Below are 24,100 nucleotides of genomic sequence, written 5' to 3'. Positions count from 1 at the left end.
GAACTTGATTCTTAATTTTATAAATATATTCTTACAACATATCTAAACATACTAAATAGGTACACTTAAACATTTAAAATATATCCTTCAATAAAAATCAAAATCTTTCCAACATATCCAGGATAGTTAAAATTAATTGTTTCTTCTAAAGATTTAACAAACAAATTTACTCTTAACTTATCAGAGTCATTATAACCACCATTTTCAAAAGAATAATAAAACTCCTTTGAAAGATTTATACAATATACATCATTATTAATAAAAGAGTATAAAAGTTTCACATCTCTTGTACCAAATTGCAAAGCAAAACCATTAATATTCCCCAACAAAAAGTCTCTAACTACAAGATCCAAATTTTCTTTAATAGTTTTTTTCTCTTTTAAAAATCTCAAATCAGCAATCAATTTATGTTCTAAATGAAAATAAAATACTTTTCTAAAGAAAATATTTTCATAATTAAAAATAATCATACATGAAGAAAATAAAAAACTTGAAAATAAAATCGCAACTAGAATTCCAAGCATATATTTGGTTACAGTACGACTAATAAAATTATAATAAGAGTAACTATTTTTTAAATATATGTTCAACACATTACTTCTCATAAAATTCAATAAACTTAATCAAAGATTCAAGTACTAACATATTCATCTTACTCATATAACTATAATCTAAAATCAACATTGCATCATCAATATTAGATAAAAATCCAATTTCAATTAATACTGCTGGCATACTACTATTTTTTATGACAAACCACTGTTCTTCCCTGATTGATCTAATTTTAGTTTCACATACAACATCAACAAAAGTTTCATATAAAATCTCAGCTAATTTTTTGGATTCGTATTTATACTTAACATCTAGTATATCATTAAGTTCCCTTAAGTATCTATTACCTCTAATATCATATCCTTTAAAATTTTTTATAACTTCTCTTCTTGAATCTTGGGGCAAATACCAAAATTCAATCCCTCTAGCTTTAGGATTTGGAGCATTATTCACATGTATTGACAAAAATATTACATTATTAGGAAAATCCGGTTTAATAGCATTTGCAAGCTCAGACCTATCTTGCAAGGACACAAAAACATCATCTACACGAGTTAATACAATATTCCTGTCTAAAAAATAATTACTTAAAAGTTTATATAGATGCATAGAATAAGTTAAAGAAAAATCTTTCTCAAAAAAAGTAATATCATACTCATTTATCCTATGAGTCACCATAGCTCCTCTATCATAACCACCATGACCAGGGTCAATTACTATTGATGTTATCCTTGGTTTATTATAACTTTGCAAAGAATTAAAATGATTTTCAATCTGCATCAATGCTTTCTTAGTTATTAAGATTTCTCCGTTCTTTAAAAGAATAGGATCTATATAAAGATAATAACCAATGGATGAAAGACCATATTCAAATCCCACCTTAATCTTAAGATATCCTTTTTCATGTTCAATTGTCAGAATGTCATTTTTAATGTCAAAATTAAACTTAAAAAATTTATTATTAAATGAATCGAGAATATTAATATAATTAACTTCTTGGGCTTCTAAAGATAAGTAGCAAGAAAATATTAAATTAATCAATAATATTATTTTCCCAAAGCTCAATTGCACTTTTTAAATCACCTTTAAATCTCAAGCTATTCTTAACAGTTTCACGTTTAATTTCTTGAAATTCTTTGATAAACTGAAAAGGATTAACCCTATATTTTAAACATAATTTCAAAAATCTAAAGAACGAAAATTTTATTCCATTTCCTACAAAAATAGGAACATAATTTTTAAGCAAAAAGATTAAAAAGCTTCTATCTTTTGTCAAATTTTCTGGAACATTTAAAGCCGTATATTGTATTCTCAATTTTCTATAAATATGAACACTCTCTCCAAAATAAATAGCCCTCAGTCCAAAATCTAGTCTTTGAAAATACTCATTTTTAATTCTTCTATCAAAACCTCCCAACTGAATAAACCTCTCTTTAGAATAAAGCCCACAATAATCCATGGTAACTAAAGTTTTCTCATAATCCCTCTCAGAATTTATTAAAATTACCTTTAATTTTTGCTGTTTATCAATAGTAGGAAGAAAAACTGAAGGAATAACTTCCTCTTCCTTATCAAAAAATTCTCCTCCAACAAGAAGCACATTTTTTTTAACTACTTCGTCAAATATATTAGGAATCCAAAAAGGATTTAACAAATACATATCACTTTGCAAAACAAAAACAAAACTACAAATGGATTCTTTCATGGCCAAATTTACTTTTTCACCAGAATTTAAATTATCAGAAAGTAAAATAAACTTTAATTTATCATAGTTTTCTGAAATGGTTTGAACAGAATTCCTATTACTTTGTTTTTCAATAGAAATAATCTCTCTTATAAAATCAAAATTAGAGAGAGACTCAAATAAATCTTCTCTAAAAATTTTTGTACCTCTATTTAAAATTACAAAAGAAATCCCAAATGTTGACTTCTGCACATAATTATTTTTAGACTGAATCACTGTATAAGAATAATCATTGCTCTTAAAATACATAAACTTACTTTAAAAATCCTTATAATTAAACTATAATAATTACATGATAAGTACTAAAATGCTAAAAATAAGTATCTTAAACATATATAAACTAAAATATAGCATAGTTATTTCCGTTTTAATACTTATAAACTTTATAAGTTGTAAAGACAAAAATATAATTTATGATAAGAGAATAAAAAAAATACTTGATAATAACAAAATTGAATATAAAATAGACAAAGAAAATGACTTTATTGTATCAAAAATCAGCAATAATACAAAAATAGAGATAATCATTAGATCCAAGCTAAATTCGTATCAAAAATCAAAAACAAGAGAAATATTTGGCATAGTTGAAACATTCGATATTAATTCAGATAAAATTCAAGAAATATCAGAATCTCTAATGAGTGATAGCTACAATAATAGAGTACTAGGTTCATGGGAGATTATCCATGATACTGAAAGGGGTAATAATTCCTTAATATATATTGTTAAAGCTGAAGAGAACGCAAAAGAATCTTTTATACTTGATGCTATTGAGGAAGTTGTAACAACAGTTTCTATCTTTAAAAAAGTCATAAAGGGTAATGATGCAGAAACAAACATTAAAAATGTATCTAATGAATCTGATAACGATACCTTGCAAAATGAAAAAGATACAATGCAAGATCACGTAGAAGAAGAGCTTCAAAAAATAAAAGCCAAATAACTATTCCACACTTAAAGAATTAATATCAAAATTAAACTTTACTTTGCTACCTACTTTAATTTTAAATCTAGAAAAAGAACCTTCTAAAACTTCAAGTGCATATTTAACCTTATATTTAGAATTCACAGGTTTTTCTGAAAAAGGCACCAAACTATAAATTTCCTTAATAACACCAGCAGAATCAATATAAGCAATTTCAAGTGGAATAGGAGTATCTTTCATCCAAAAAGATAAATTTTTTTCCTTCTTAAAAATAAAAAGCATACCATTATTCTCACTTATGCTCTTTATACCCATATATCCCTTAGCTCTAGTAAAATCATCAACTGCCAGTTTAACAAAAAACTTAGTATCATTATTTATAATAATTTCTTTATCATAATTATGATTATGACAGGAGACATAAAAAATTAACGCAAAAAAAAGAGCATTCAATTTCAATTTGTCTTATCAACCTTATCAATATAAGATTTCAATGTCATTCTTAAGATATTATTATTTAAAGCAATAATAACATTATCAATATACCAAAGATAATTAAAAGGAGTTACAACAGTAGCATCACCAAATTTTTCTTTAATAGCAAGAAATATAGAATATTGAGATATTAATCTTTTATCAAAAACAAAAGTATACGAATAAAGCTTATTTTTATCAAAATTAAAATAAGAATATTTTAAAGGGCTTTTACCATTAAACTTTAACATTTGTGTTTCAGTAAAAGAAAATTCAACTTCTTTAACATCATAATAAAAAATAGGGTTTTTTTGAATATTTTTTTCAACAGATTTAAAATCATCACCAAATTTAAAAGATAGAAAAATAGCAAATAAATGAAAAACTGTAATTCCCACGTGAAATCATCCCTAGAAAAAAAGAATATATGTCATAAACAATACTATCAAAAAACTCGCAAATAAATAAAGCATCACATTCACATTAAATCCAAAATTAAATCTTGTCTTTAAAAAGATATTATCATTCCAAAATCCACTCATTTTCATTTTATGTTTTCTTTTAAAAGGACTTTCCTTAAGTTCTTCAAAAGGACTATAACTACATTTTGGACAACCATTTTCAAACCCAGAAACAACACCTACATATTTACAATTTGGACACTCAAGATCACCAAGCTTGGCTTTACAATTAGGACATATAGACTTACTAAGTTGAACCCTTTCACCGCATTGTTCACAAAAAACTTCAAAATTAATTTTTTTCAAACTATAATCCTTTAAATAAAACTCTTAAAAATAGTATACATCAATTGTTATATATAATATATTATATATTTAAATAAGAAGGCTAAAATGAAATCAGGATTTATATCAATAATAGGTAGACCATCAACAGGGAAATCTACACTTTTAAATTCAATATGTGGGCACCAAATATCAATTATTTCATCTACACCACAAACTACTAGAAACAAAATAAAAGGAATATTTACAGATAATAGGGGTCAAATCATTTTCATAGATACACCAGGCTTTCATCTAAGCAAAAAGAAATTTAATAAAGAATTAATGAATAATATATATTCTGCAATTGAAGAGACAGAACTCATTCTTTATGTAATTGATATTCAAGATGAACCTGGTATTGAAGAAAATGAAATACTAACAATTATTAGCAAATCAAAAATTTTTTTCCTAGTAATAATCAACAAAATTGACATTCCAAAAACAAAAGAAAAAGAAATAATTCTATTTTTAGATGCAAAAGGAATAAAAAAAGAAAATATTATCAAAATATCTGCTAAAAAAAAAATTAATATTGAAACAATCAAAGATAAGATTTATGCAAATCTCAAAGAAGGACCCCTTTACTATCCTGAAGAATATTATACGGATCAAGAAATAAAACTAAGAATTAGCGAAATAATTAGAGGTGTTACTATTAGAAAACTCAAAGAAGAGCTACCATATTCTTTATATACAGAAATTGAAATTTTAGAAGAAAGAAAAAATAAACTTCTAATTAAAACAAATATTATTGTAGCTGGAGAGAGTCAAAAGGGCATAATAGTTGGCAAGGGAGGAAAAGGAATAAAAGCAATTGGAGAAGAATCAAGAAAAATAATATCAGAAATATTTGAAAAGAAATGCGACCTGTTCTTACAAGTAAAATTAAGGAAAAATTGGAACAAGAACAATAAAATAATTAAAAACCTAATAAATTAACAATTTATATCATAAAGCATCCCTTTAAAATCTTGCAACAAAAAAAATAGAATGATAAAATCAAGTTTTAAATAAGGGTAATTTTATGAAAACATCACATTGGGCAGATTTTTATGCAAAAAAAATTATAGAAGAAAAAGGTGAAAAGAAACAATATACGGTTGCATCAGGCATTACTCCATCAGGAACCGTTCATATTGGAAACTTTAGAGAAGTTATTTCTGTTGATCTTGTAGCAAGAGCATTAAAAGATGCAGGCAAAAATGTAAGATTTATCTACTCGTGGGATAATTATGATGTATTTAGAAAAGTACCTAGCAATATGCCAGATCAAAAATTACTAAATTCCTATTTAAGACAAGCCATTACAAGAGTACCTGACACTAAAACTAACAAGTCAAGCTATGCAAAAGCCAATGAAATAGAATTTGAAAAATATCTACCTAATGTAGGAATTGAACCAGAATTTATAAATCAAAGCCTAAAATACATGTCAAGTGATTATTCAAATCAAATTAAGTTTGCATTGGATCATAAAGATGAAATAGCCAAAGTCCTAAATGAATATAGGACAACAAAATTAACAGATGACTGGTATCCAATTAGTGTTTTTTGCACTAATTGCAATAAAGATACTACAATAATAAAAAATTATAATCATTACTATTCCATTGAATACTATTGCGAATGCGGAAATAAAGAATCAATCGATTTAAGAAAAACAGGAGCTGTAAAACTTCTGTGGAGAATTGACTGGCCAATGAGATGGAAATATGAAAACGTTGACTTTGAACCTGCTGGTAAAGATCATCACAGTAGTGGAGGAAGCTTTGATACTTCAAAAAAGATTGTAAAAATTTTTGGAGGCACTCCTCCTATAACATTTCAATATGATTTCATATCAATTAAAGGGTGTGGTGGCAAAATATCTTCCTCATCAGGCAACGTGATATCACTAAAAGATGTACTTGAAATATATACTCCTGAAGTTACAAGATTCTTATTTGCATCTACAAAACCCAACACAGAATTTTCAATATCATTTGATCTTGATGTAATAAAAATCTATGAGGACTACGATAAATTTGAAAGGGTATATTATGAAGTTGAAGATGTTAAAAAAGACAAAAAAGAAGCTTTTAAAAGAATTTATGAACTATCTCAACCCAAAGCACCAGATAAAGAAATTCCTTATCAAATTGGTTTTAGACATTTAAGCGTAATTTGTCAAATATTTGAAGGTGATAAAGACAAAATTTTAAAATTTTTAAATGATGTTAAAGAAAATCAAAAAGAAAAACTGATTAATAAAATTGAGTGCGCAATTAACTGGATTCAAAAATTCGCGCCTGAAAATTTTAAATTTTCATTAAGATCCACATTCGATAATATCCAGCCTTTAAATGATAGCAATAAACAAGCAATCATACAATTACTAGATTTTCTAAAACAAGATTTTGATAGCATAACTGAAAAAGAAATTCAGGATAATATTTATATTATTGCAAAAGAAAACAAAATCGAAACCCCATTATTCTTTAAACAACTATATATTATATTAATTAACAAGGAAAAGGGACCAAAATTAGCAGGATTTATTAAAACAATTGGCATTAATAAATTTGAAAACATTGTAAAACACTATATTTAGATCTAGTATCAAACTAACTAAAATCAAAACTAAAAAGAGATCATTAATATTCTACATATGATCTCTTTTTATTCATTATCAAACTCTTTATTTTTTTTTACCTTGATTGGCAACAGATTCCATAGCTGCCTTAATTTTATCCTCATCACCCAAATAATAGTGTTTAATAGGGCTTAACTCTTTATCAAGTTCATAAACCAAAGGAATACCAGTTGGAATATTGAGCTTTAAAATGTCATCATCACTCATATTATCAAGATATTTAACAAGAGCTCTTAAAGAATTACCATGAGCAGCAATAATAACTTTTTTCCCCTCAATAATAACTTTAGCAATTCTATCTGTCCAATATGGTATCACTCTTGCAACAGTATCCTTTAAACATTCTGTTGAAGGAAGCTCCCTTTTAGGAATCCCTTTATATCTTATATCATGAATTGGGTGACGATTATCAGACTCTTCTAAAGGCATAGGAGGAACATCATAACTACGCCTCCATATTAAAACCTTATCCTCTCCATACTTCTCAGCAGTTTCAGATTTATTTAATCCTTGTAAAGCCCCATAATGTCTTTCATTGAGTCGCCAAGACTTTTCTACATTAATATAAGACTGACCCAATTCACTTAAAATAATATTTAAAGTATCATTGGCCCTTACCAACAATGAGCTAAAAGCAATATCAAAAAAATAGCCTTCTTGCTTAAGAACTCTACCCCCCTCTAAAGCTTCAGCAATACCCTTTTCAGAAAGCTTAACATCAGTCCATCCTGTAAAAAGATTTTCTTTATTCCATTCACTCTCACCATGCCGCACTAAAACTAATTTGTACATAAAATCTCCTAAGAAATGTTTTTATTACTTTAATAACACCTTATTCACTATAAATTATCACAAAATCTGACTAATGTTAATACTTAAAAAGATATCTAATAGTAGCCACAAATATAAAAAATTAATCAGTAATTTTATTAAAAAAATAAAACAGTTGATTATACTATCCTGAATGATATAATGTATTGTAAAAGCTTATTACTAAAGCTAATGCTATTAAGGACAATTTAATAATGGAAGAACAAAAAAAATTAGTTTCGCAATATGCAATTGATCACTATGTAAAAAACAATATGCACATTGGTATTGGAACAGGAACAACCGTTTACTACGCCATTAAATATTTAAGTGAGAAAATAAAATCGGGAGATTTAACAAATCTAAAACTTTATCCAACAAGCAGTGATACAAAATATTTACTTGCAAAAGAAAATATTATATATGAGTCCAAATTCACAAAATTTAACAAAAATATCGATATTACAATTGATGGGGCTGATAAAATTTTATTAGACAAAAAAACTCTAATCAAGGGTGGTGGAGCAGCTCATTTAATGGAAAAAATAGTAGCATATAATTCTGATGAATTATTAATTATTGCAGATGAAACAAAAATTATACAAACCTTAGGAAAAAAAATATCTGTACCGATTGAAATTGTTCCAGATGCTCTTGCCTTTATTACAGCTAATTTAGAAAAAATGAACTTTAACTATGCTTTAAGAACTTGTAAATCTAAAGCAGGTCCAATAATAACTGACAATAATAATTATATTTTAGATATAGAAATGAACCTTGCAAATCCTAAAGGTGCTGAGAAATACTTTAAACTAATTCCAGGAATACTTGAAATTGGAATTTTCAATCATCAAAACACAAAAATTGTATATTATCAAAATGGAGAAGTTAAAGAGACTTAAATTTCACTTTAAAACAATTATTAACTAAATATTCTGAGATCAATCGAAGATATAAATCCAACTTAAACCTTTCATGTCCATCTAAATAAAGAATATCGTTAAAAAAAACAACTGATCGATTTAATCTTAAAAGATAATCAATAAACTTAAAAAAATCCTCTTGATCATATACAAACCTATGCTTTAAAACAGAAATATTAAGACCATTTTTAGTCCCAAGATTGGTAATGAAATGACAAATAAAAAAATCTAAATCACTTAAAATCTCAAAAGTTGCTGAAGATTCTTTACTGCCTAAAAAATTATTATCATTCCTTATTACAGCCTTAGGGCTGCCATCTTGAGTACAAATAAGTAAACTAACAGAACCTATCCCAAGGCCCAAATAAGGTTTAAGCCCCCAATATCTAAAATTATGTTTACTTTCATGGCCTTTTAAGGCAAAATTTGAAATCTCATAATTTACATAGCCATTAGATTCTAAAAAATTAAGGGCATAAAACCACAAATCTTCAGACTTAGCTTCATCATTAACAAAACACACATCTTGAGAATGCCCAATATAATTTCTTTCATCGACTAAAAATTCTGAAAGACATACATGCTTGGGAGAAAATGACAGCAATTTCTCTAAATCATTTTTCAGATGTACTTTTTCTTGATAAGGAATACAAATATTTAAATCAATGTTCAAATCAAAATAAAATTTATGAATATTATCAACTACAGAATTTAAATTCTTTATAGGTGCATTAAAATTATCCATGATTCCTAAGAATTTCGAAGAAAAACTATTTATATCAATACTAACTCTACTAACAGAAAAATCACTTAATACTGACAAAAGAGAAAGAGTTACTTCTTCAGGATGCAATTCAAAAGTAAATTCATCCAATTTAATGAAATCAAACCTTGCAGATAAAGAGGCTAAAAAACTTTTTAAACGAGAATTATTGCAACAATCCAAAGCTTCATATTTAATATAAAGAGTCTTTATTTTTGGAAAACCTAAAATTTCTAAGTAAAAACAAAATTCACGCAATATTTTATCAAAAAAATCATAACTTAGACATTTGCTAAGATCAATATAAACAGATAAATCGGTTAAACTTAAAAAAATCACTACTGTACAAACGGTCTTTAAAAAATTTAAATTTCATTATAATATATATAATATTATTATTACACATAAATAATATAAATAACTACAGTATAAAAACAGAAACAAATAAAATCAAGGGGTTTTGAATGTCTAAAGATTATTACAAAATACTTGGCATACAAAAAAATGCTACGATGGAAGAAATCAAAAAAGCCTATAAAAAACTAGCCATAAAATACCACCCTGATAAAAATAAAGGAAACAAATTTGCTGAAGAAAAATTTAAAGAAATAAATGAAGCATACGAAGTTTTATCATCTCCTCAGAAAAAAAACAATTATGATAATTTTGGAAGCTCAAATTTTAACAATAATTTCAATACAGAATCCTTTAGTAAAGGATTTAAAACCACTGGTTTTCATCATTTTGAAAATTTTGACCTATTCACAAATATTTTTGAAAATTCTACAAAAGGAATACTTAAAGATAAAGAGATAACAATTAAAATATCATTATATGATGCGTACATGGGAGGAAAAAAGTCTATAGTAATAAATAATGAAAAGATAGCAATCAATATTCCAAAAGGGACAATTGCAACTACTCAATTAAAATTCAACGCAAAGGGTAACATAAATCCAATATCTGGAAAAAGAAGTAACTTAATTATAAAATTTGAAATATCAAGTTATAAAAATTTTACTTTGAAAGAACGAAATCTAGAAACAAAAATTAAAGTATACCCATGGGAAATAGCTTTGGGTAGTGAAAAAATTTTTGAAACAATTGAAGGAAAAAAAATAAAAATTAAGATTCCAAAAGATACAAAAAATGGAGAAACACTCATATTAAAAGGTCTTGGCATGCCTGCACTTGGAAATACTATTAAGGGAGACCTTAAAGTTAAGCTAATAGTAGATGTGCCCAAAATAATAAATGATGAAGTAAAAAAAATTTATGAAAGATTAAAAGAAATCTATAATTAAAGATTTTAAACAAACAAATGATCAAAAATTTTTAAATTTTGTTCCCAATCAAGCTTAAGCTCATTAAGCTTATTTATTTTAAGTTCATACTCTTTAATTCCATCCTCGATATTATTAAAATTTTTGTTAATATCAATTGAAAATTGAATAATATCACCTTGACGAGGCGAAAGGCTAAAAAAAGTAAATTTCCAACTTCCAGAATTTATAGCAGATATTATTCTTTTTTGAAAAACATAATCTGATATTAAAACAAGTTTCTGAAAATCTCTCCGATGTAAATAAACAAGTTCATTCCAATCATTAAAAATAGCATCAGGTAATTCATCCAAGCCAATCTCAATAATATTATTTATTGAGAAAAGAATATTAAGAAGCTCTAACAAATTCAAATAATAACTTTCAAAACACTGAATAGTAATATCTAATAAAGAAATTTTAATTAACAGCTTAGATACATCAAGACTATGTTCGCTCATAATCCTTGATACTTTTTCTTGTACATACTCTATAACAAACTTTTTATGTGTATCTTTAATATTTTCGCTTACCTTAACCTGCTCCACTCTTTCATAATAATCACCTATCTCTTTATTGATCAAATCGAGGCTATTATTATTGGCTTCATTAGCAAAAAAATCAATAGAATTTGTAAGTCTTTCTAAAAACTCTTCTTTAATAAAAAAAGTAGCAATTTTTATACAAGAGTATGGGGTTTTGCTTCTTTTGTCAAATTCTTCAATTTTTTTCTTAAGATCTACTCTAAAATTTAAATATCTAAGCTTATCTAAAAATTTATTAAAAGTATCTCCATCATTTAAAAGGATATCACATTCTAAATCTAAAAATTCTGACTCTGGATAATACTTTTTTATCAAACCTTGAATATTAATTAAAACATCACGAAATATCTTTTTATTAATATTTAAACTCTCATTTGTCTTTGAATAAGTATCATCAGAAATCTTAGCAATATCTTTATGGGCTTTATCTAAAAATACAATTTTACCTTTAAGTAAATTGGCATCATTAATAAGAGTTGTTTGTTCTTTATAAGAATAATAATTTATCAAACCATATCGAAAAATACTAAAATTTAAGTGTTTCTGAAAATCAAAAAACCTATAAAATCCTAATGAGCCAAAATCAAAAAACTTCATATCATAATATTATAACAAAATACCTATTTAATCTTTTTATAAAAATTTAAAAGAACAGTAGAAGCTATAAAAATTGAAGAATAAGTACCAACAACAACACCTACCATAAATATTAAAGCAAAATCCTTAATAGGACCCTCAGTAAACACATAAATAGAAAACACAGCAACAAATGTAGTAATAGATGTTAAGATAGTCCTTGATAAAGTTTGCCCAATACTCATACTTAAAACATTGAAAAACGAAGTATCTGGAATATTTTTAGAATTTTCTCTAACTCTATCAAAAATAATTATTGTATCATTTAAAGAATAACCAATAATAGTAAGTATAGAAACAATTATTGAACTATTTATCTCTATTCTAAATACCCCCAAAAAAGCAATTACAAAAAGTATGTCATGTATTGTTGCAAATATTGCTGATATAGCATAAATTAACTTAAATCTCAATGAAACATAAACCAAAATAAGCATAAATGTTAAAAATACTAATAAAATTGATTTTGTTCGTAAAAGAGATGAAAAACTTGAATCAATAAAATAAGAATCAAGAATTTCAACAACAACACCAAACTCTGCTTTTAATTTATCAACTAAAATACTTTGAATTTCTTTTTTAAGAGCATAATCAGTAACATCTGACTTCACTATAATGGAAAAATGGCTCTTAGAAGCATCACTTGAAATAATTTCATTAACATCAAATATTTTATAAACCGAAAAGAATAGTTTTTTTATTTCATAATCCTTAATACCTGCTTTATCTATTACAAAATTGATACTAACCCCCGAAGAAAAATCTATGCCCCACTTATATTCACCATGATGCATAAAAGTATAAACAAAGCCCAATAAAATAACACAAAAACTAACTATAATAACTTTATTCCCATATTTAAAAAAATTAAATACCTTTTTTTGCATAATTTGAACTCCAAGAGATACTTACACATTTATTTTTATTTAAAGAGATAATAGATTCTAAAATAAACCTTGAAAATATTAAACTACTAAAAAGTGAGGCTACAATTCCTATAGATAAAGACCATGCAAAACCTTGAATAGGTCCTGTTCCAAGCAAAGTTAAAAAAAGAACAGCAATAAATGTTGTAACATTTGAATCCATGATTGCCCAAAAAGCTTTTTGAAAACCATCTTCAAACGCTCTCTCAAACTTTCTACCATTTTTAATTTCTTCCTTAATCCTCTCATAGATAATTATATTAATATCAACAGCCATACCCATAGTCAATACAAGACCTGCAATACTTGTAAGAGTTAAAGTAAAATTAAAAGCTGAAAGCATGGCCAATATTAAAACTAAATTATAAATAACCAATGAAAATCCTGCAACAAAGCCACTTGTCTTGTAATATATCATCATAAATACAAAAACTAAAATAAGAGCAAGAATAGACGCTTTTATTCCAAGATTAACTGTTTTTTCTCCAATAGTAGGTCCAATAACTCTTAGGTCATCTATATTTATCTCAACTGGAAAAGCTGCTGTCTTGAAAACAAGTGCAAGCTCATTGGCTTCTCTTTTATCAAAAGAATCTCCCTGAATTGAAACATTTCCTCCAGCAATAGCATTATTAATATTAGCTACTGATTTAATTTTGCCTTCAATAACAACAGCCAAAGCTTTACCAACATTTCTTTGTGTAAATCCAAAAAACTTTTCACTTCCTTCATTATCTAGACTAAATGTAACAATATCCCTACCCGTTTGAGGATTATTTGAAATCCCAGCATCACTAATGTGTGCACCGTCAAAAGAACTATCAACATCAGAATCAACAACATAATAACGCACCGTAGCTTCATCATCAATACCATAAGAATCTTTAACATAAAATGGAAATACTTTCTTATTGTCATTATCGTTAAATTTCATACTATCCTTAATATCAGAAATAGAATAAAGTGGTCCAGCTTCTAATATTTTAGTATTAAGCATGGATGTAGCCTCATTATCAACCACATAAAAAGTCAAATTACCCTTAGTACTCAAAAGAGAATCAACTCGCTTTTCATCCTTTTCTCCTGGAATATCTAAAAAAATTTTATTTCCACCTGCTTCTTTTGTAATTTTAGGTTCTGTAAGACCAAAGGTATCTACTCTTTCTTTAAGTATTTTCATTGTACGCTCAAGAGCACTTTCTTTCTCAAAAGAACTCAAAGTTCTCCCTAATTTTTTCTCAAGACTTGAATAATTAAGAGAAATAGTAATATTCATTCCACCAGATAAATCAAGTCCCAATTGGATTATTCTATTCTTATTTTTCTTTATGTTGTCATAATACCTATAAATCTCTAGACTAAGCTCTTCAATATCAGCATCTGTTAAAAATCCATTTCTTAAAACTTGTAAATTATAAGTTTTAGGAAAATTTTTTCCATAAACTTTATAGTTATTTTTTGCAATTGGAATCAAATACTTCAAATCATCTGGAATTTGAGCATTGGGATCTTTTTGGTATAACTCCTTAAGTCTGACAAGAGAATTTAAAGCTTTATTCTTAGAATAATCTCTTAACATCTCTTTAGAATAAGAGCTAATCCTTTTATCCTCATCATTAGTAAAAAAATACCAATTTAAAGTAGGAAATATCAAAAAATAAGCAAATGACGTTACAAAAAGTATTAGTATAAATTTAGAAACTCTATTCATATAATAACAACACCCTTATTATATTAAGTTTATTTAAAATAAATATTACCCTAAAAAATAACATTTACACTATATTATATTATTAATTTTTAATACCTTAACTTGCATCTTTACTTTCGTCAAAAAAAACCTTTTCAATTGAACTTTTGATAAACCTTGCTTCAGAAGTTGAATTAATCGCAAGTACAACCTCATCATCACTGATCTTTTTAATAATTCCAAAAATTCCACCTACGGTTAATACCTTATCACCCTTTTTAAGATTCTTGATCATCTCTTTCCTTTTTTTATCTTCTTTACGCTGAGGAGATATTACTAAAAACCAAAATATAGCAATTACAGGAATAAAAACTAATAAACTTCTAAACACACTACTGTTATGACTAAACTCTTGTAATAAAAACATAAAATTTCCTAATTCTTAAACATAAGTAACTTTTATACTAGCAATATTATCCGGATAAACTACTCCAAAGAGGAGCTCAAGCTCCTCTTTTTTACTATAACTAGATTTACTAATCTTATTATACTCTTCAATTAAATATCTAATAAGAGTATCATCATTTTTGAAAAGAGCTTTGCTAAAAGCACTCCTATAAAATCCAAGCTTGAAAAGCTCCTCTACATTTTTATCTTTATATTGACGTAAAAGCTCTTTATCTATTATTGCCTTAGAGCCATCATACCCTATACAAAATACAAACTCATCTTCACTCAAAGTTTAGCTCCTAATAACAATACAAACATCTATCTACTAAAGTAGAAATCTAAAGGCAAAACTAACAATTTACATCATTCCCATTCCAGGATCCATAGGATATCCACCACCAGCACTAGTTTTCTCTTCCTTAACCTCAGTAATAGCACATTCTGTTGTCAATAATAAGCCTGCAATTGAAGCTGCATTCTGAAGAGCACTTCTTGTAACTTTAGCAGGATCAATTATACCACTCTCTATCATATTCACCCATTTAAAGTTAGCTGCATCAAAACCAAGTCCCTTCTTTTCAGTTTTAATTTGATGAATATAAATAGAACTCTCAAATCCAGCATTAGATATTATTTGCCTCATTGGCTCTTCAAGACTTCTTTTCACAATTTCAAAACCTTGTTTTTCTTCATAAGTAAGCTTACTTGTATCAACGTTTTCAAGATACATAGCAACTTCAATAAGAGTTGAGCCTCCACCAGGAACAACCCCCTCCTCAACAGCAGCTCGAGTCGCAGATAAAGCATCCTCAACTCTATGCTTCTTCTCCTTAAGTTCCAATTCAGTAACAGCACCAACATTAATAACAGCAACTCCACCAACAAGTTTTGCAAGACGTTCTTGAAGCTTTTCTTTATCGTATTCAGAACTTGTTTCTTCAATTTGTTTTTTAATAAGCTCAGCACGCTCTTTTATTTTATCTTTATTACCAGTATTAATAATTGTAGTATTATCTTTATCAACTTTTACTGATTTAGCCTGTCCAAGCTGCTCAAGTTCAACGCTTTCAAGAGTAAGTCCCAATTCTTCACTAACAAGAGCTCCTCCAGTAAGTATAGCAATGTCTTCAAGAATTGCCTTTCGTCTATCACCAAACCCAGGAGATTTAATTGCACAAACCTTCAAAGCACCACGAACACTATTTAAAACAAGTGCTGCAAGAGCTTCTCCTTCAATATCTTCAGCAATAATTAACAAAGGTTTATTTGTATTTAAAACTTTTTCAAGAATTGGCAAAAGTTCTTTAATTGTACTAATTTTCTTTTCACATATTAATATATAAGCATCATCAAAGCTTACACTCATATTTTCTTTATTTGTAGAAAAATAAGGAGACAAATATCCCCTGTCAAATTGCATTCCTTCAACATAAGAAATTGTAGTATCAAAAGTTTTTGACTCTTCAACAGTAATAACCCCATCTTTTCCAACTCTATCCATTGCTTCAGCAATTTTTTCACCTATTGAAGTATCATTATTAGCAGAAATAGATGCTACTTGTGCAATTTCTTCCTTGGTAGTAATTTTTTTAGCAGATTTACGAATTTTATCAGCAGCTAAAGCCACAGCATGATCTATACCCTTTTTTATTCCAATTGGATTAATACCAGAAGAAACATTTTTAAGTCCCTCTCTTGCAATTGCATAAGCAAGTACAGTAGCAGTAGTAGTTCCATCACCAGCTAGATCATTTGTCTTAATCGCAACTTCTTTTAAAAGCTGAGCTCCCATATTTTCAAACGCATTATCAAGCTCAATTTCACGAGCAACACTCACTCCATCTTTTGTAACAGTAGGAGAACCAAATTTTTTATCAATTAAAACATTTCTCCCTTTAGGACCAAGAGTTACCTTTACAGCATTTGATAATTTTTCAATGCCGCTGAGTAGATTTTTTCTAGCATCTTCATTAAAATATATGTCTTTAGCCATAAATTTTACTCCTTAAACATAAAAATATACAATATAAACTTTAAAGTTAATAAATAAAATATTATTTTTAACACGTATCACTATAAAAATATAGTTTTTTTTTATTCATTAATCAAGCACAAATTATATAAAAATCAAGAAAACCTCTTTTTTGAAACAATTTACTGAAAAATCAATACCATGTATACTAAATCTAATATATACTTATGTAAAGATTTTTTATGATGTTCAGAAAATTTAGAAATGCAAGAACTTACATTGTTATCATTTCAATAACTGCTTTTGCAGAAAATAAACTATGTTCCATTTTATCAAATGCTAAATATTTAATTGAAAATAAAAATTTAAATTACACAATACATTGGATATTTCCAACATACTTTTTTGAAATTTTAAAATTAAATCCAGAATTAAACCAATGGTTTTTTAAAAGACTTAAAAACAATGAAGATATTTACATACCAAGTACGTATAGCGGAAGTCCTCATGAGTATATGTTACACGATGAAATACATGTGGATTTATATTGGGCTTTAAAAAACCCATTTAAAAGCGGATACAAAGATTTATTTAAAGATAATCCACATACATTCTACATATATAACATGGAAAAACTAAGAAAAAAAGTACTAGAACTCTACAGAAACCTTAATTTTAACTATATAGAAGGAATAAGAACTGCAAAAAATAATAAAAAATATTTGGTATTTTATAAAAAAAACTGCCAATTTTTATCAGAAATTCAAGAACCTGAAACAAAAAAATATAATGTAGATACACTTATTTACTTCCACGAAATTAAAGACGTCTATAATAACCAAGAACTAAAGAATTTTTTACTGTATCTAAAAGAAATGGATACAAATTTTTATAGCATTAAAATACAAAACCTAGAAGGAAAAAAAATAAACATAGAACTCTTAGAAATTCCAGAGTTTAATTCATTAAAAGAACAATCATTAATATTTCAATTTCAAAACAAAAGACTAAAAGAATACCAAATAAACGAAAACTCTTTAAAAGAATTTTTAGTGAATAAAAATTTTGAACATCACTCAAATAATTTAGAGACTATTACAAATAAAAATCTTGAATATAACATGGAAGGCAATTTTACATTATCCCATGAAAAATATTATGTTAAATTTGAATCAGGAAAGCTAAATAAAATAAAACATAAAGATAGACAAGCTGAATTTTTAGACTCTTGCAAAACCTATATTAAAATTATATCAAAAAAAAGCATAATTATAGAACCAACTATTGAGAGTTCATTTTCATTTTCAAATGATAAAATTTTAGGAATTAGGCAATATCTAAATTTTAATACAAAAGAGAAATCAATAATTGACTTCTTTCTAGACGAAAGCCTTGCAAGCTTTTTCATATCGCTTAAAATCGTATGGCCTTCTGTTATAAATCACAATAACAAAAATGTAAAAACAGGTAACCTAAATTCTTTAATTGAATATTCAAGTTTTGAAATGCCTATTTTTGAAATTGAAAAAGGAAAAAACTTAAAAATTACGGCAAGATATAATGATTTTGATACTTATGAGAAAATTGTTGAGATAAAAAAAGATACAAAAGGATATATTAATGGAACAGAATTTTTAATATCTAAAGGGAATGATCAAAAAAGTAATTTTTACATTAGCTTCTTAAATATTGAAAAGCATATTATATACACAATTAATTATAAAATTGAAAAAAGAGGCCTTAAGAGATGGTTTATTTTAAACATAGGGGGTTCTTACAATACAATACAAGCCGAAGATTTAAAAAATTATTCTTTGAGTTTAAACTTGCTATTACTACCAATTAATAACAATTTTGATAATAAAATCAAAATAAATTCAAAAATAAAAACACTACTTTTTTACCCAAATATAAAAAAAAATGAAAATAAATAGCTATCAGTAGCAAAATATTAATAAACCGTTATAAAATTATTTTTATAAGGACATTAAAGTACTTAATCTTAAATAATAAAGGGTATTATATATGAACAACAACACAATAGAGGTACATTCTACTTTAGAAAAAGTCGGAATTACTAATGACCCTATCTTACTAAAATCATTAACAACTGAGTTGGGCATGAAAGCCTCTCATTCAAGAAATAGAATAATTTTACACATTGCATCAAATCCAAGAGAATATTTTACAGCAAAAGAGATTTACAACAAATTAATAAAAGAAATACCTAGTTTATCAAAAGCAACAGTGTACAACACATTGAATATCTTAAAAGAACGTAACATTCTAAAAGATATAAAAACAACAGACCAAAAAGAAACAAGATTTTACTTAAGCTTGACTTCTACAATAGCTCACTTTAAATGCAACAAATGCAATCAAGTTTATCCTATCCAACTTGATGACATTAAAGATATTTTAAAAGATAAACTAGGAGAAGAATGGAAAACTAAATCTATTGAAATCATTTACTCAGGATCATGTAATAATTGTTATCAACAATCTAAAAAAGAAAAATTTAATACCGAGTATGACAATAATCAAAAGGAAAATAATTTATGAACATAAAAAATGTTATTTTTATTTTTATATTCTTACTTCTACTAATATTAGTAAGTCCAAGAGTAAAATTTAAAAATGAGTTCTCAAAAATAAACGTTCCCAGTACAATTAAAGAAATTGATCAATACTTAATAACTGAAGAATCCAAGTTTAGTTTAGAAGAAAACACAAAAAAAGAAATTATATGGAATAAAGATAAACAAAGAACAGAATACGCAGTGGTATATATTCACGGCTTTGGGGCATCCAAAAATGAAATTTATCCTGTTCCAAATAACATAGCAAAAGCATTAAATGCAAATATATTCTTTACAAGACTTAAGGGACATGGAATTAAAAATAAAGATGCATTTAAAAACGTCAAGACTCAAGATTGGTTAAGAGACATCGATGAGGCTATTCAAATTGGACAATCAATAGGAGAAAAATTAATACTAATTGGAACTTCAAATGGTGGAACTTGTGCTATTTGGGCATTAAAAAATTATCAAGACAAAATACACTCCTCTGTTTTAATATCACCTAACATTTATCCTAAAGATAAAAGAACAAACCTTATTTATTATCCTTGGGGTCGTCAAATTGCATACCTTGTAACAGGTGGATATGATGAACCTGCAATACAACAAAATAAAAAAAAAGAATATGAAAAAATTAAAACATTTCATTCCTCAACACGACAAGTAGACTCAATTATTGCAATGATGGGACTTGTTAAATTAATTAATGCTAATGGCTATGACAAGATACAAACCCCATTGACAATAATTTATTCCCCAAACGATCCTACAGTAGATTCTAAGGAAATAAATAAATTCATAAACGAATATGGAGGATATAAAAAAGAAATTCCCATGATTCTTGTTGAAGGCACCCACTCTCATGTTCCTGTTGGAAATCATAGCTATAGAAGCGCACAAAATACGTCTTACATAATAAAACATTCGGTAGATTTTATTAAAAATATAAAAAGCAAGTGATATGAAAAAAGTAGCATACACTTGCTTAAAATAGAATTTAGACTATCATTAATTATCCATTATTTCTTCAATTTCATTTTTAAGCACACTAACACCAGGACCATAAATTACTTGAATTCCACTACCGCTTATAAGAACGCCCTTTGCACCAGTACTCTCAAGAGTATCTTTTGACACTTTTATAGAATCTTTAACAGTAATTCTAAGTCTTGTAGCACAACAATCAAGTTCAACAATATTATCAAAACCCCCAAGACCCATAATCACTTGAGAAGCAACACTGCTACTCCCCTTTTCATCAGCCTTAGAAACAGATTCATCCTGAGCCTCTATCATATCCTCTCTACCAGGAGTTTTATAGTTAAATTTAGATATTATAAAAGTAAAACTAAAGTAATATAAGAAGAACCAAAAAAATCCTACTACTGGAACTAAAATCCAATTTGTTCTTGCATTACCTTGTAAAATGCCAAAAAGAATAAAGTCAATAAATCCTCCAGAGAAAGTTTGTCCTATTGTGATTTGTAAAATATGAGCAATCATAAATGCAAAACCATCAAATATCGCGTGAAGAACATAAATAAATGGTGCTACAAATAAAAAAGAAAATTCAAGAGGTTCTGTAATTCCTGTTAAAAATGAAGTAAAAGCTGATGAGAATAAAAGGCCAAAAACTTTTGATCGTTGACTAGGCTTTGCAAGACGATAAAGAGCAAGAGCAGCTCCAGGTAATCCAAACATCATAGTAATAAATCTTCCACTCATGAAACGACTAGTTCCAATAAAAAATTTATCAGTACCAAGAGATGCAAGTTCAGCAAAAAAGATATTCTGAGTTCCTTCAACCAACCTACCATTAATAATTTCAGAACCACCAAGACCAGTTGTCCAGAACGGCAAATAAAATATATGATGCAATCCAAAAGGTCCTATCATTCGTAAAAAAATACCGTAAATCAAAGTACCAACATATCCTGTAGCATCTACTAACATGCCTACCTTGCTAATTCCAGATTGAACAAAGGGCCAAAGAATAAACATAAAAACAGCAAGTATCATACTTGCAAAAGATACTATCATTGGTATAAATCTAGAACCTGAAAAAAACCCAAGCACTCTTGGAAATTCGACTTTATTAAACTTATTATGAAAATAGTAAGTTAAAACACCAATAATAATACCACCAAAAACACCCGTTTCTAAAGTTTTAATTCCAAGTATTGACCCAATAGCCCCACTTGATAAAATTTCAGTTTTTGAAAATATATCTATTAAAATACCAATAGTAGAATTTAAAACCAGATATCCAATAAAAGCAGCAAGTCCTGCTGTTCCCTTATCTGATTTTGCAAGACCAACAGCAACTCCAATTGCAAATATCGGAGGCAAATTAACAAAAATAATAGAACCTGCAGTACGCATTACACTAAACACTACTTGAAGAGCAAATACATCTAAAAAAGAATATGCGTTAATAGTAGCTGGATTAGAAAAAGCACCTCCAATACCTAAAAGCAATCCTGCTGCAGGAAGAATAGCAATAGGCAACATAAAAGAACGTCCAAATTTTTGAGCATTCTCAAAAAATTTTCCCATAAAACCCTCCTATATAAAAAAGAGACTCATCAAACATAATCAACGATCCCTAAGTTCCCTTAACTTCATTTATTTTATCAACAAAACTCTTAGTAATTTCCATAGGTCGTGTAATAGCGCTACCTACAACAACCAAATCAATTCCCAGTTCAAAGCTTCGTTGGGCTTTAAGAGGAGTATCAATCTTACCCTCAACGATTAATTTTGATTTAAAATTACATTTAATTAAATTTTTTAAAAAGTCAAAATCATTATCTGCAATATTACACCCTTCAGTATTCTTTGTATACCCATGTAGAGTTGTACCAATAAAATCAAATCCAAGCTTATCTGCATTGATAGCTTCTTCTAAAGAAGAAATATCTGCCATCAAACGCTGATTTGGATACTTTTTTTTGATCTTATCAAAAAATTCAGTTAACAAGAGACCATCAGGACGTTCCCTAAGCGTAGCATCAAGAGCAATTACATCAACTCCTTCCTTGCAAAGCTCATCAATTTCCTTAATAGTAGGTGTAATAAAAACAGGAGCTCTATCATAAACTCTTTTAATAATACCTATTATAGGTAAATCTACTTCCAATTTTATTTGCCTAATATCTAAAACACCATTGGCTCTTATTCCAATTGCACCTCCCATCTTGGCAGCTAAAGCCATCTTTGACATAATAAAGCTGCTATGCAATGGTTCTCCTTCAAGGGCCTGGCAAGACACAATTAGACCTCTTTTAATTTCTTTAATAATATTAAAACCTCCTATAACTCAATTTTTTAAAAATGTCAAATTATAAACTATATCATTTTTAAAAAAGATACAATTGGATATAAATTGGAATATATAAATTTATATTTGCATAAATTACGCTATAATAAATTTAACAATGTCAAAAAAAATTAACTGGTTTCCTGGTCATATGAAAAGAGCACTAGACTTAATCCAGGAAAACCTTAAAAGAACAAATGTTGTATTAGAAATACTTGATGCTAGAGCTCCAATTAGCAGCAAAAATCCACTAATTGAAAAAATAATTAAAAACACAAAAAAAAATAAAATAATACTCTTAAACAAATCAGATCTAACACAAGAGAGAGAAATCTTGAAATGGAAAGAATACTTTGAAACACTTGGCAACCATGTAATAATTACCAACATATATAAAAAAGGAATAAGAAAACAAATAATAGATAATATAAAAAAAATAGCTAATGTAAAAAAAATAAACAACTATAAAGAAAAAATAAAAATATTAGTAATTGGAGTACCAAATGTTGGAAAATCATCAATTATCAACCTACTAGTAGGCAAAAAAAGTACAAGTGTTGCAAATAAACCAGGGCATACAAAAAACATACAAATAGTAAAAATAAATGAAGAAATTAATATCTTCGATATGCCAGGAATCTTATGGCATAATTTAGAAAATCAAGAGATTGCAAAAAAACTTGCCATATTAGATATGATTAAAAACGAAATACTAGATCACACAGAACTTGCACTATATCTACTTAAAGAAATGCATATAAACAATAAAAAAAAATTATTAAAAAAATATAATATAACATCAATAGATTCACTTAAAATTTTGGAAGAATTTGGAATAAAAAGAGGTTTAATAAATAAAAAACATAAAATAGATATCGAACGAGCATCAAAAATACTAATCAAAGAATATAGAGAAGGAAAATTTGGACAAATTATACTTGACATAAGATGTTAAAATAACAACAAATAAAATTATTTACATAAGCATTGATATAAAGTATAATCTTTTTCATGTAGCCCAAATCGGCACACAAAAGGGAGGGTCCA

The 24,100-nt window shown here is 27.1% G+C and carries 25 protein-coding genes; 9 read left to right on the top strand and 16 right to left on the bottom strand.

Going from position 1 to position 24,100, the window contains the following annotated elements; genetic code table 11:
* Positions 1-65: 65 nt before the first annotated feature.
* The 3 genes from K5563_RS03320 to K5563_RS03310 are packed head-to-tail and all read right to left on the bottom strand — an operon-like array spanning position 66 to position 2,545.
* Positions 66-605 carry a flagellar filament outsheath protein gene (locus tag K5563_RS03320; protein WP_255571085.1) on the bottom strand — a complete coding sequence of 180 codons (540 nt, stop codon included), beginning with the start codon at positions 603-605 and terminating at the stop codon, positions 66-68.
* The gene (locus tag K5563_RS03315) at positions 595-1,593 is read right to left on the bottom strand and encodes an N-acetylmuramoyl-L-alanine amidase (protein ID WP_221037767.1); all 999 of its coding nucleotides are present in this window, start codon (positions 1,591-1,593) and stop codon (positions 595-597) included. Before K5563_RS03315 ends, K5563_RS03320 begins: the two co-directional genes overlap by 11 nt.
* Positions 1,586-2,545 (bottom strand): hypothetical protein, encoded by a 960-nt coding sequence (locus tag K5563_RS03310; protein ID WP_221037560.1) that lies wholly within the window; start codon positions 2,543-2,545, stop codon positions 1,586-1,588. Before K5563_RS03310 ends, K5563_RS03315 begins: the two co-directional genes overlap by 8 nt.
* 58 nt (positions 2,546-2,603) lie before the next feature.
* Between K5563_RS03310 and K5563_RS03305 the strand changes: the two genes are divergently transcribed.
* Entirely contained in the window at positions 2,604-3,239 is a 636-nt protein-coding gene (locus K5563_RS03305; RefSeq protein WP_221037559.1) for a hypothetical protein, read from the top strand.
* Here K5563_RS03305 and K5563_RS03300 read toward each other — a convergent pair whose 3' ends face one another.
* From K5563_RS03300 to K5563_RS03290, 3 genes are read right to left on the bottom strand one after another with little or no spacing between them, the layout of a single operon-like run.
* Positions 3,240-3,674, bottom strand: coding sequence for a DUF192 domain-containing protein (locus K5563_RS03300; RefSeq protein ID WP_221037766.1), 435 nt, complete (start codon positions 3,672-3,674; stop codon positions 3,240-3,242). It abuts the gene before it with no gap.
* Between the two features lie 2 nt (positions 3,675-3,676).
* Complete coding sequence (locus tag K5563_RS03295; protein ID WP_221037558.1) at positions 3,677-4,093, bottom strand: hypothetical protein; 417 nt, start codon at positions 4,091-4,093, stop codon at positions 3,677-3,679.
* Positions 4,094-4,105: 12 nt separating this feature from the next.
* Positions 4,106-4,462, bottom strand: coding sequence for a hypothetical protein (locus K5563_RS03290; protein ID WP_221037557.1), 357 nt, complete (start codon positions 4,460-4,462; stop codon positions 4,106-4,108).
* Positions 4,463-4,549: 87 nt separating this feature from the next.
* Between K5563_RS03290 and era the strand changes: the two genes are divergently transcribed.
* Both era and lysS read left to right on the top strand, forming a co-directional pair.
* On the top strand, positions 4,550-5,422 hold the full coding sequence (gene era, locus K5563_RS03285; protein ID WP_221037556.1) for a GTPase Era: 873 nt from the start codon (positions 4,550-4,552) through the stop codon (positions 5,420-5,422).
* 85 nt (positions 5,423-5,507) lie between these two features.
* On the top strand, positions 5,508-7,073 hold the full coding sequence (gene lysS, locus K5563_RS03280) for a lysine--tRNA ligase (RefSeq protein WP_221037555.1): 1,566 nt from the start codon (positions 5,508-5,510) through the stop codon (positions 7,071-7,073).
* A gap of 87 nt (positions 7,074-7,160) precedes the next feature.
* Here lysS and gpmA read toward each other — a convergent pair whose 3' ends face one another.
* On the bottom strand, positions 7,161-7,907 hold the full coding sequence (gpmA, locus tag K5563_RS03275; RefSeq protein ID WP_221037554.1) for a 2,3-diphosphoglycerate-dependent phosphoglycerate mutase: 747 nt from the start codon (positions 7,905-7,907) through the stop codon (positions 7,161-7,163).
* A gap of 233 nt (positions 7,908-8,140) precedes the next feature.
* Between gpmA and rpiA the strand changes: the two genes are divergently transcribed.
* Entirely contained in the window at positions 8,141-8,827 is a 687-nt protein-coding gene (gene rpiA / locus K5563_RS03270; RefSeq protein WP_221037553.1) for a ribose 5-phosphate isomerase A, read from the top strand.
* Here rpiA and psgB read toward each other — a convergent pair.
* Positions 8,814-9,950 (bottom strand): HemN-related non-iron pseudo-SAM protein PsgB, encoded by a 1,137-nt coding sequence (psgB, locus tag K5563_RS03265; RefSeq protein ID WP_221037552.1) that lies wholly within the window; start codon positions 9,948-9,950, stop codon positions 8,814-8,816. The genes rpiA and psgB overlap by 14 nt on opposite strands.
* A 125-nt stretch (positions 9,951-10,075) precedes the next feature.
* On the opposite strand from psgB, the gene K5563_RS03260 reads away from it, so the two are divergent.
* Positions 10,076-10,915: a DnaJ domain-containing protein gene (locus K5563_RS03260; protein ID WP_221037551.1), complete on the top strand. Its 840-nt coding sequence runs from the start codon at positions 10,076-10,078 to the stop codon at positions 10,913-10,915.
* 5 nt (positions 10,916-10,920) lie between these two features.
* Here K5563_RS03260 and K5563_RS03255 read toward each other — a convergent pair whose 3' ends face one another.
* The 6 genes from K5563_RS03255 to groL form a co-directional block, all read right to left on the bottom strand.
* Positions 10,921-12,075 carry a hypothetical protein gene (locus K5563_RS03255; protein WP_221037550.1) on the bottom strand — a complete coding sequence of 385 codons (1,155 nt, stop codon included), beginning with the start codon at positions 12,073-12,075 and terminating at the stop codon, positions 10,921-10,923.
* A gap of 23 nt (positions 12,076-12,098) precedes the next feature.
* A complete protein-coding gene (gene secF / locus K5563_RS03250; protein WP_221037549.1) occupies positions 12,099-13,001 on the bottom strand; it encodes a protein translocase subunit SecF in 903 nt (300 codons plus the stop codon).
* Entirely contained in the window at positions 12,982-14,751 is a 1,770-nt protein-coding gene (gene secD, locus K5563_RS03245; RefSeq protein WP_221037548.1) for a protein translocase subunit SecD, read from the bottom strand. Before secD ends, secF begins: the two co-directional genes overlap by 20 nt.
* Positions 14,752-14,848: 97 nt before the next feature.
* The gene (gene yajC, locus K5563_RS03240) at positions 14,849-15,157 is read right to left on the bottom strand and encodes a preprotein translocase subunit YajC (RefSeq protein WP_221037547.1); all 309 of its coding nucleotides are present in this window, start codon (positions 15,155-15,157) and stop codon (positions 14,849-14,851) included.
* 15 nt (positions 15,158-15,172) lie between these two features.
* A complete protein-coding gene (locus tag K5563_RS03235) occupies positions 15,173-15,469 on the bottom strand; it encodes a hypothetical protein (protein WP_221037546.1) in 297 nt (98 codons plus the stop codon).
* Between the two features lie 69 nt (positions 15,470-15,538).
* Positions 15,539-17,173, bottom strand: a complete 1,635-nt coding sequence (gene groL / locus K5563_RS03230; protein WP_221037545.1) for a chaperonin GroEL — start codon at positions 17,171-17,173, stop codon at positions 15,539-15,541.
* Positions 17,174-17,397: 224 nt separating this feature from the next.
* On the opposite strand from groL, the gene K5563_RS03225 reads away from it, so the two are divergent.
* The 3 genes from K5563_RS03225 (at position 17,398) to K5563_RS03215 (ending at position 20,694) form a co-directional block, all read left to right on the top strand.
* A complete protein-coding gene (locus K5563_RS03225; RefSeq protein WP_221037765.1) occupies positions 17,398-19,086 on the top strand; it encodes a histidine kinase in 1,689 nt (562 codons plus the stop codon).
* Between the two features lie 91 nt (positions 19,087-19,177).
* Positions 19,178-19,714, top strand: coding sequence for a transcriptional repressor (locus K5563_RS03220; protein ID WP_221037544.1), 537 nt, complete (start codon positions 19,178-19,180; stop codon positions 19,712-19,714).
* Entirely contained in the window at positions 19,711-20,694 is a 984-nt protein-coding gene (locus K5563_RS03215; RefSeq protein WP_221037543.1) for an alpha/beta fold hydrolase, read from the top strand. Before K5563_RS03220 ends, K5563_RS03215 begins: the two co-directional genes overlap by 4 nt.
* Before the next feature lie 48 nt (positions 20,695-20,742).
* Here K5563_RS03215 and K5563_RS03210 read toward each other — a convergent pair whose 3' ends face one another.
* Together K5563_RS03210 and K5563_RS03205 are read right to left on the bottom strand one after the other, a co-directional pair.
* Positions 20,743-22,290, bottom strand: a complete 1,548-nt coding sequence (locus tag K5563_RS03210; RefSeq protein ID WP_221037542.1) for a PTS transporter subunit EIIC — start codon at positions 22,288-22,290, stop codon at positions 20,743-20,745.
* A 49-nt stretch (positions 22,291-22,339) separates the two neighbouring features.
* Positions 22,340-23,035, bottom strand: a complete 696-nt coding sequence (locus K5563_RS03205; RefSeq protein WP_221037764.1) for an N-acetylmannosamine-6-phosphate 2-epimerase — start codon at positions 23,033-23,035, stop codon at positions 22,340-22,342.
* Positions 23,036-23,171: 136 nt separating this feature from the next.
* Between K5563_RS03205 and ylqF the strand changes: the two genes are divergently transcribed.
* On the top strand, positions 23,172-24,008 hold the full coding sequence (gene ylqF, locus K5563_RS03200; RefSeq protein WP_221037541.1) for a ribosome biogenesis GTPase YlqF: 837 nt from the start codon (positions 23,172-23,174) through the stop codon (positions 24,006-24,008).
* Positions 24,009-24,100: the final 92 nt, after the last annotated feature.

The organism is Borrelia sp. HM, assembly GCF_019669085.1.
Classification (GTDB): Bacteria; Spirochaetota; Spirochaetia; order Borreliales; family Borreliaceae; genus Borrelia.
The sequence above is the reverse complement of the archived record's forward strand: the minus strand, read 5'-3'. Positions and strand labels throughout refer to the sequence as shown.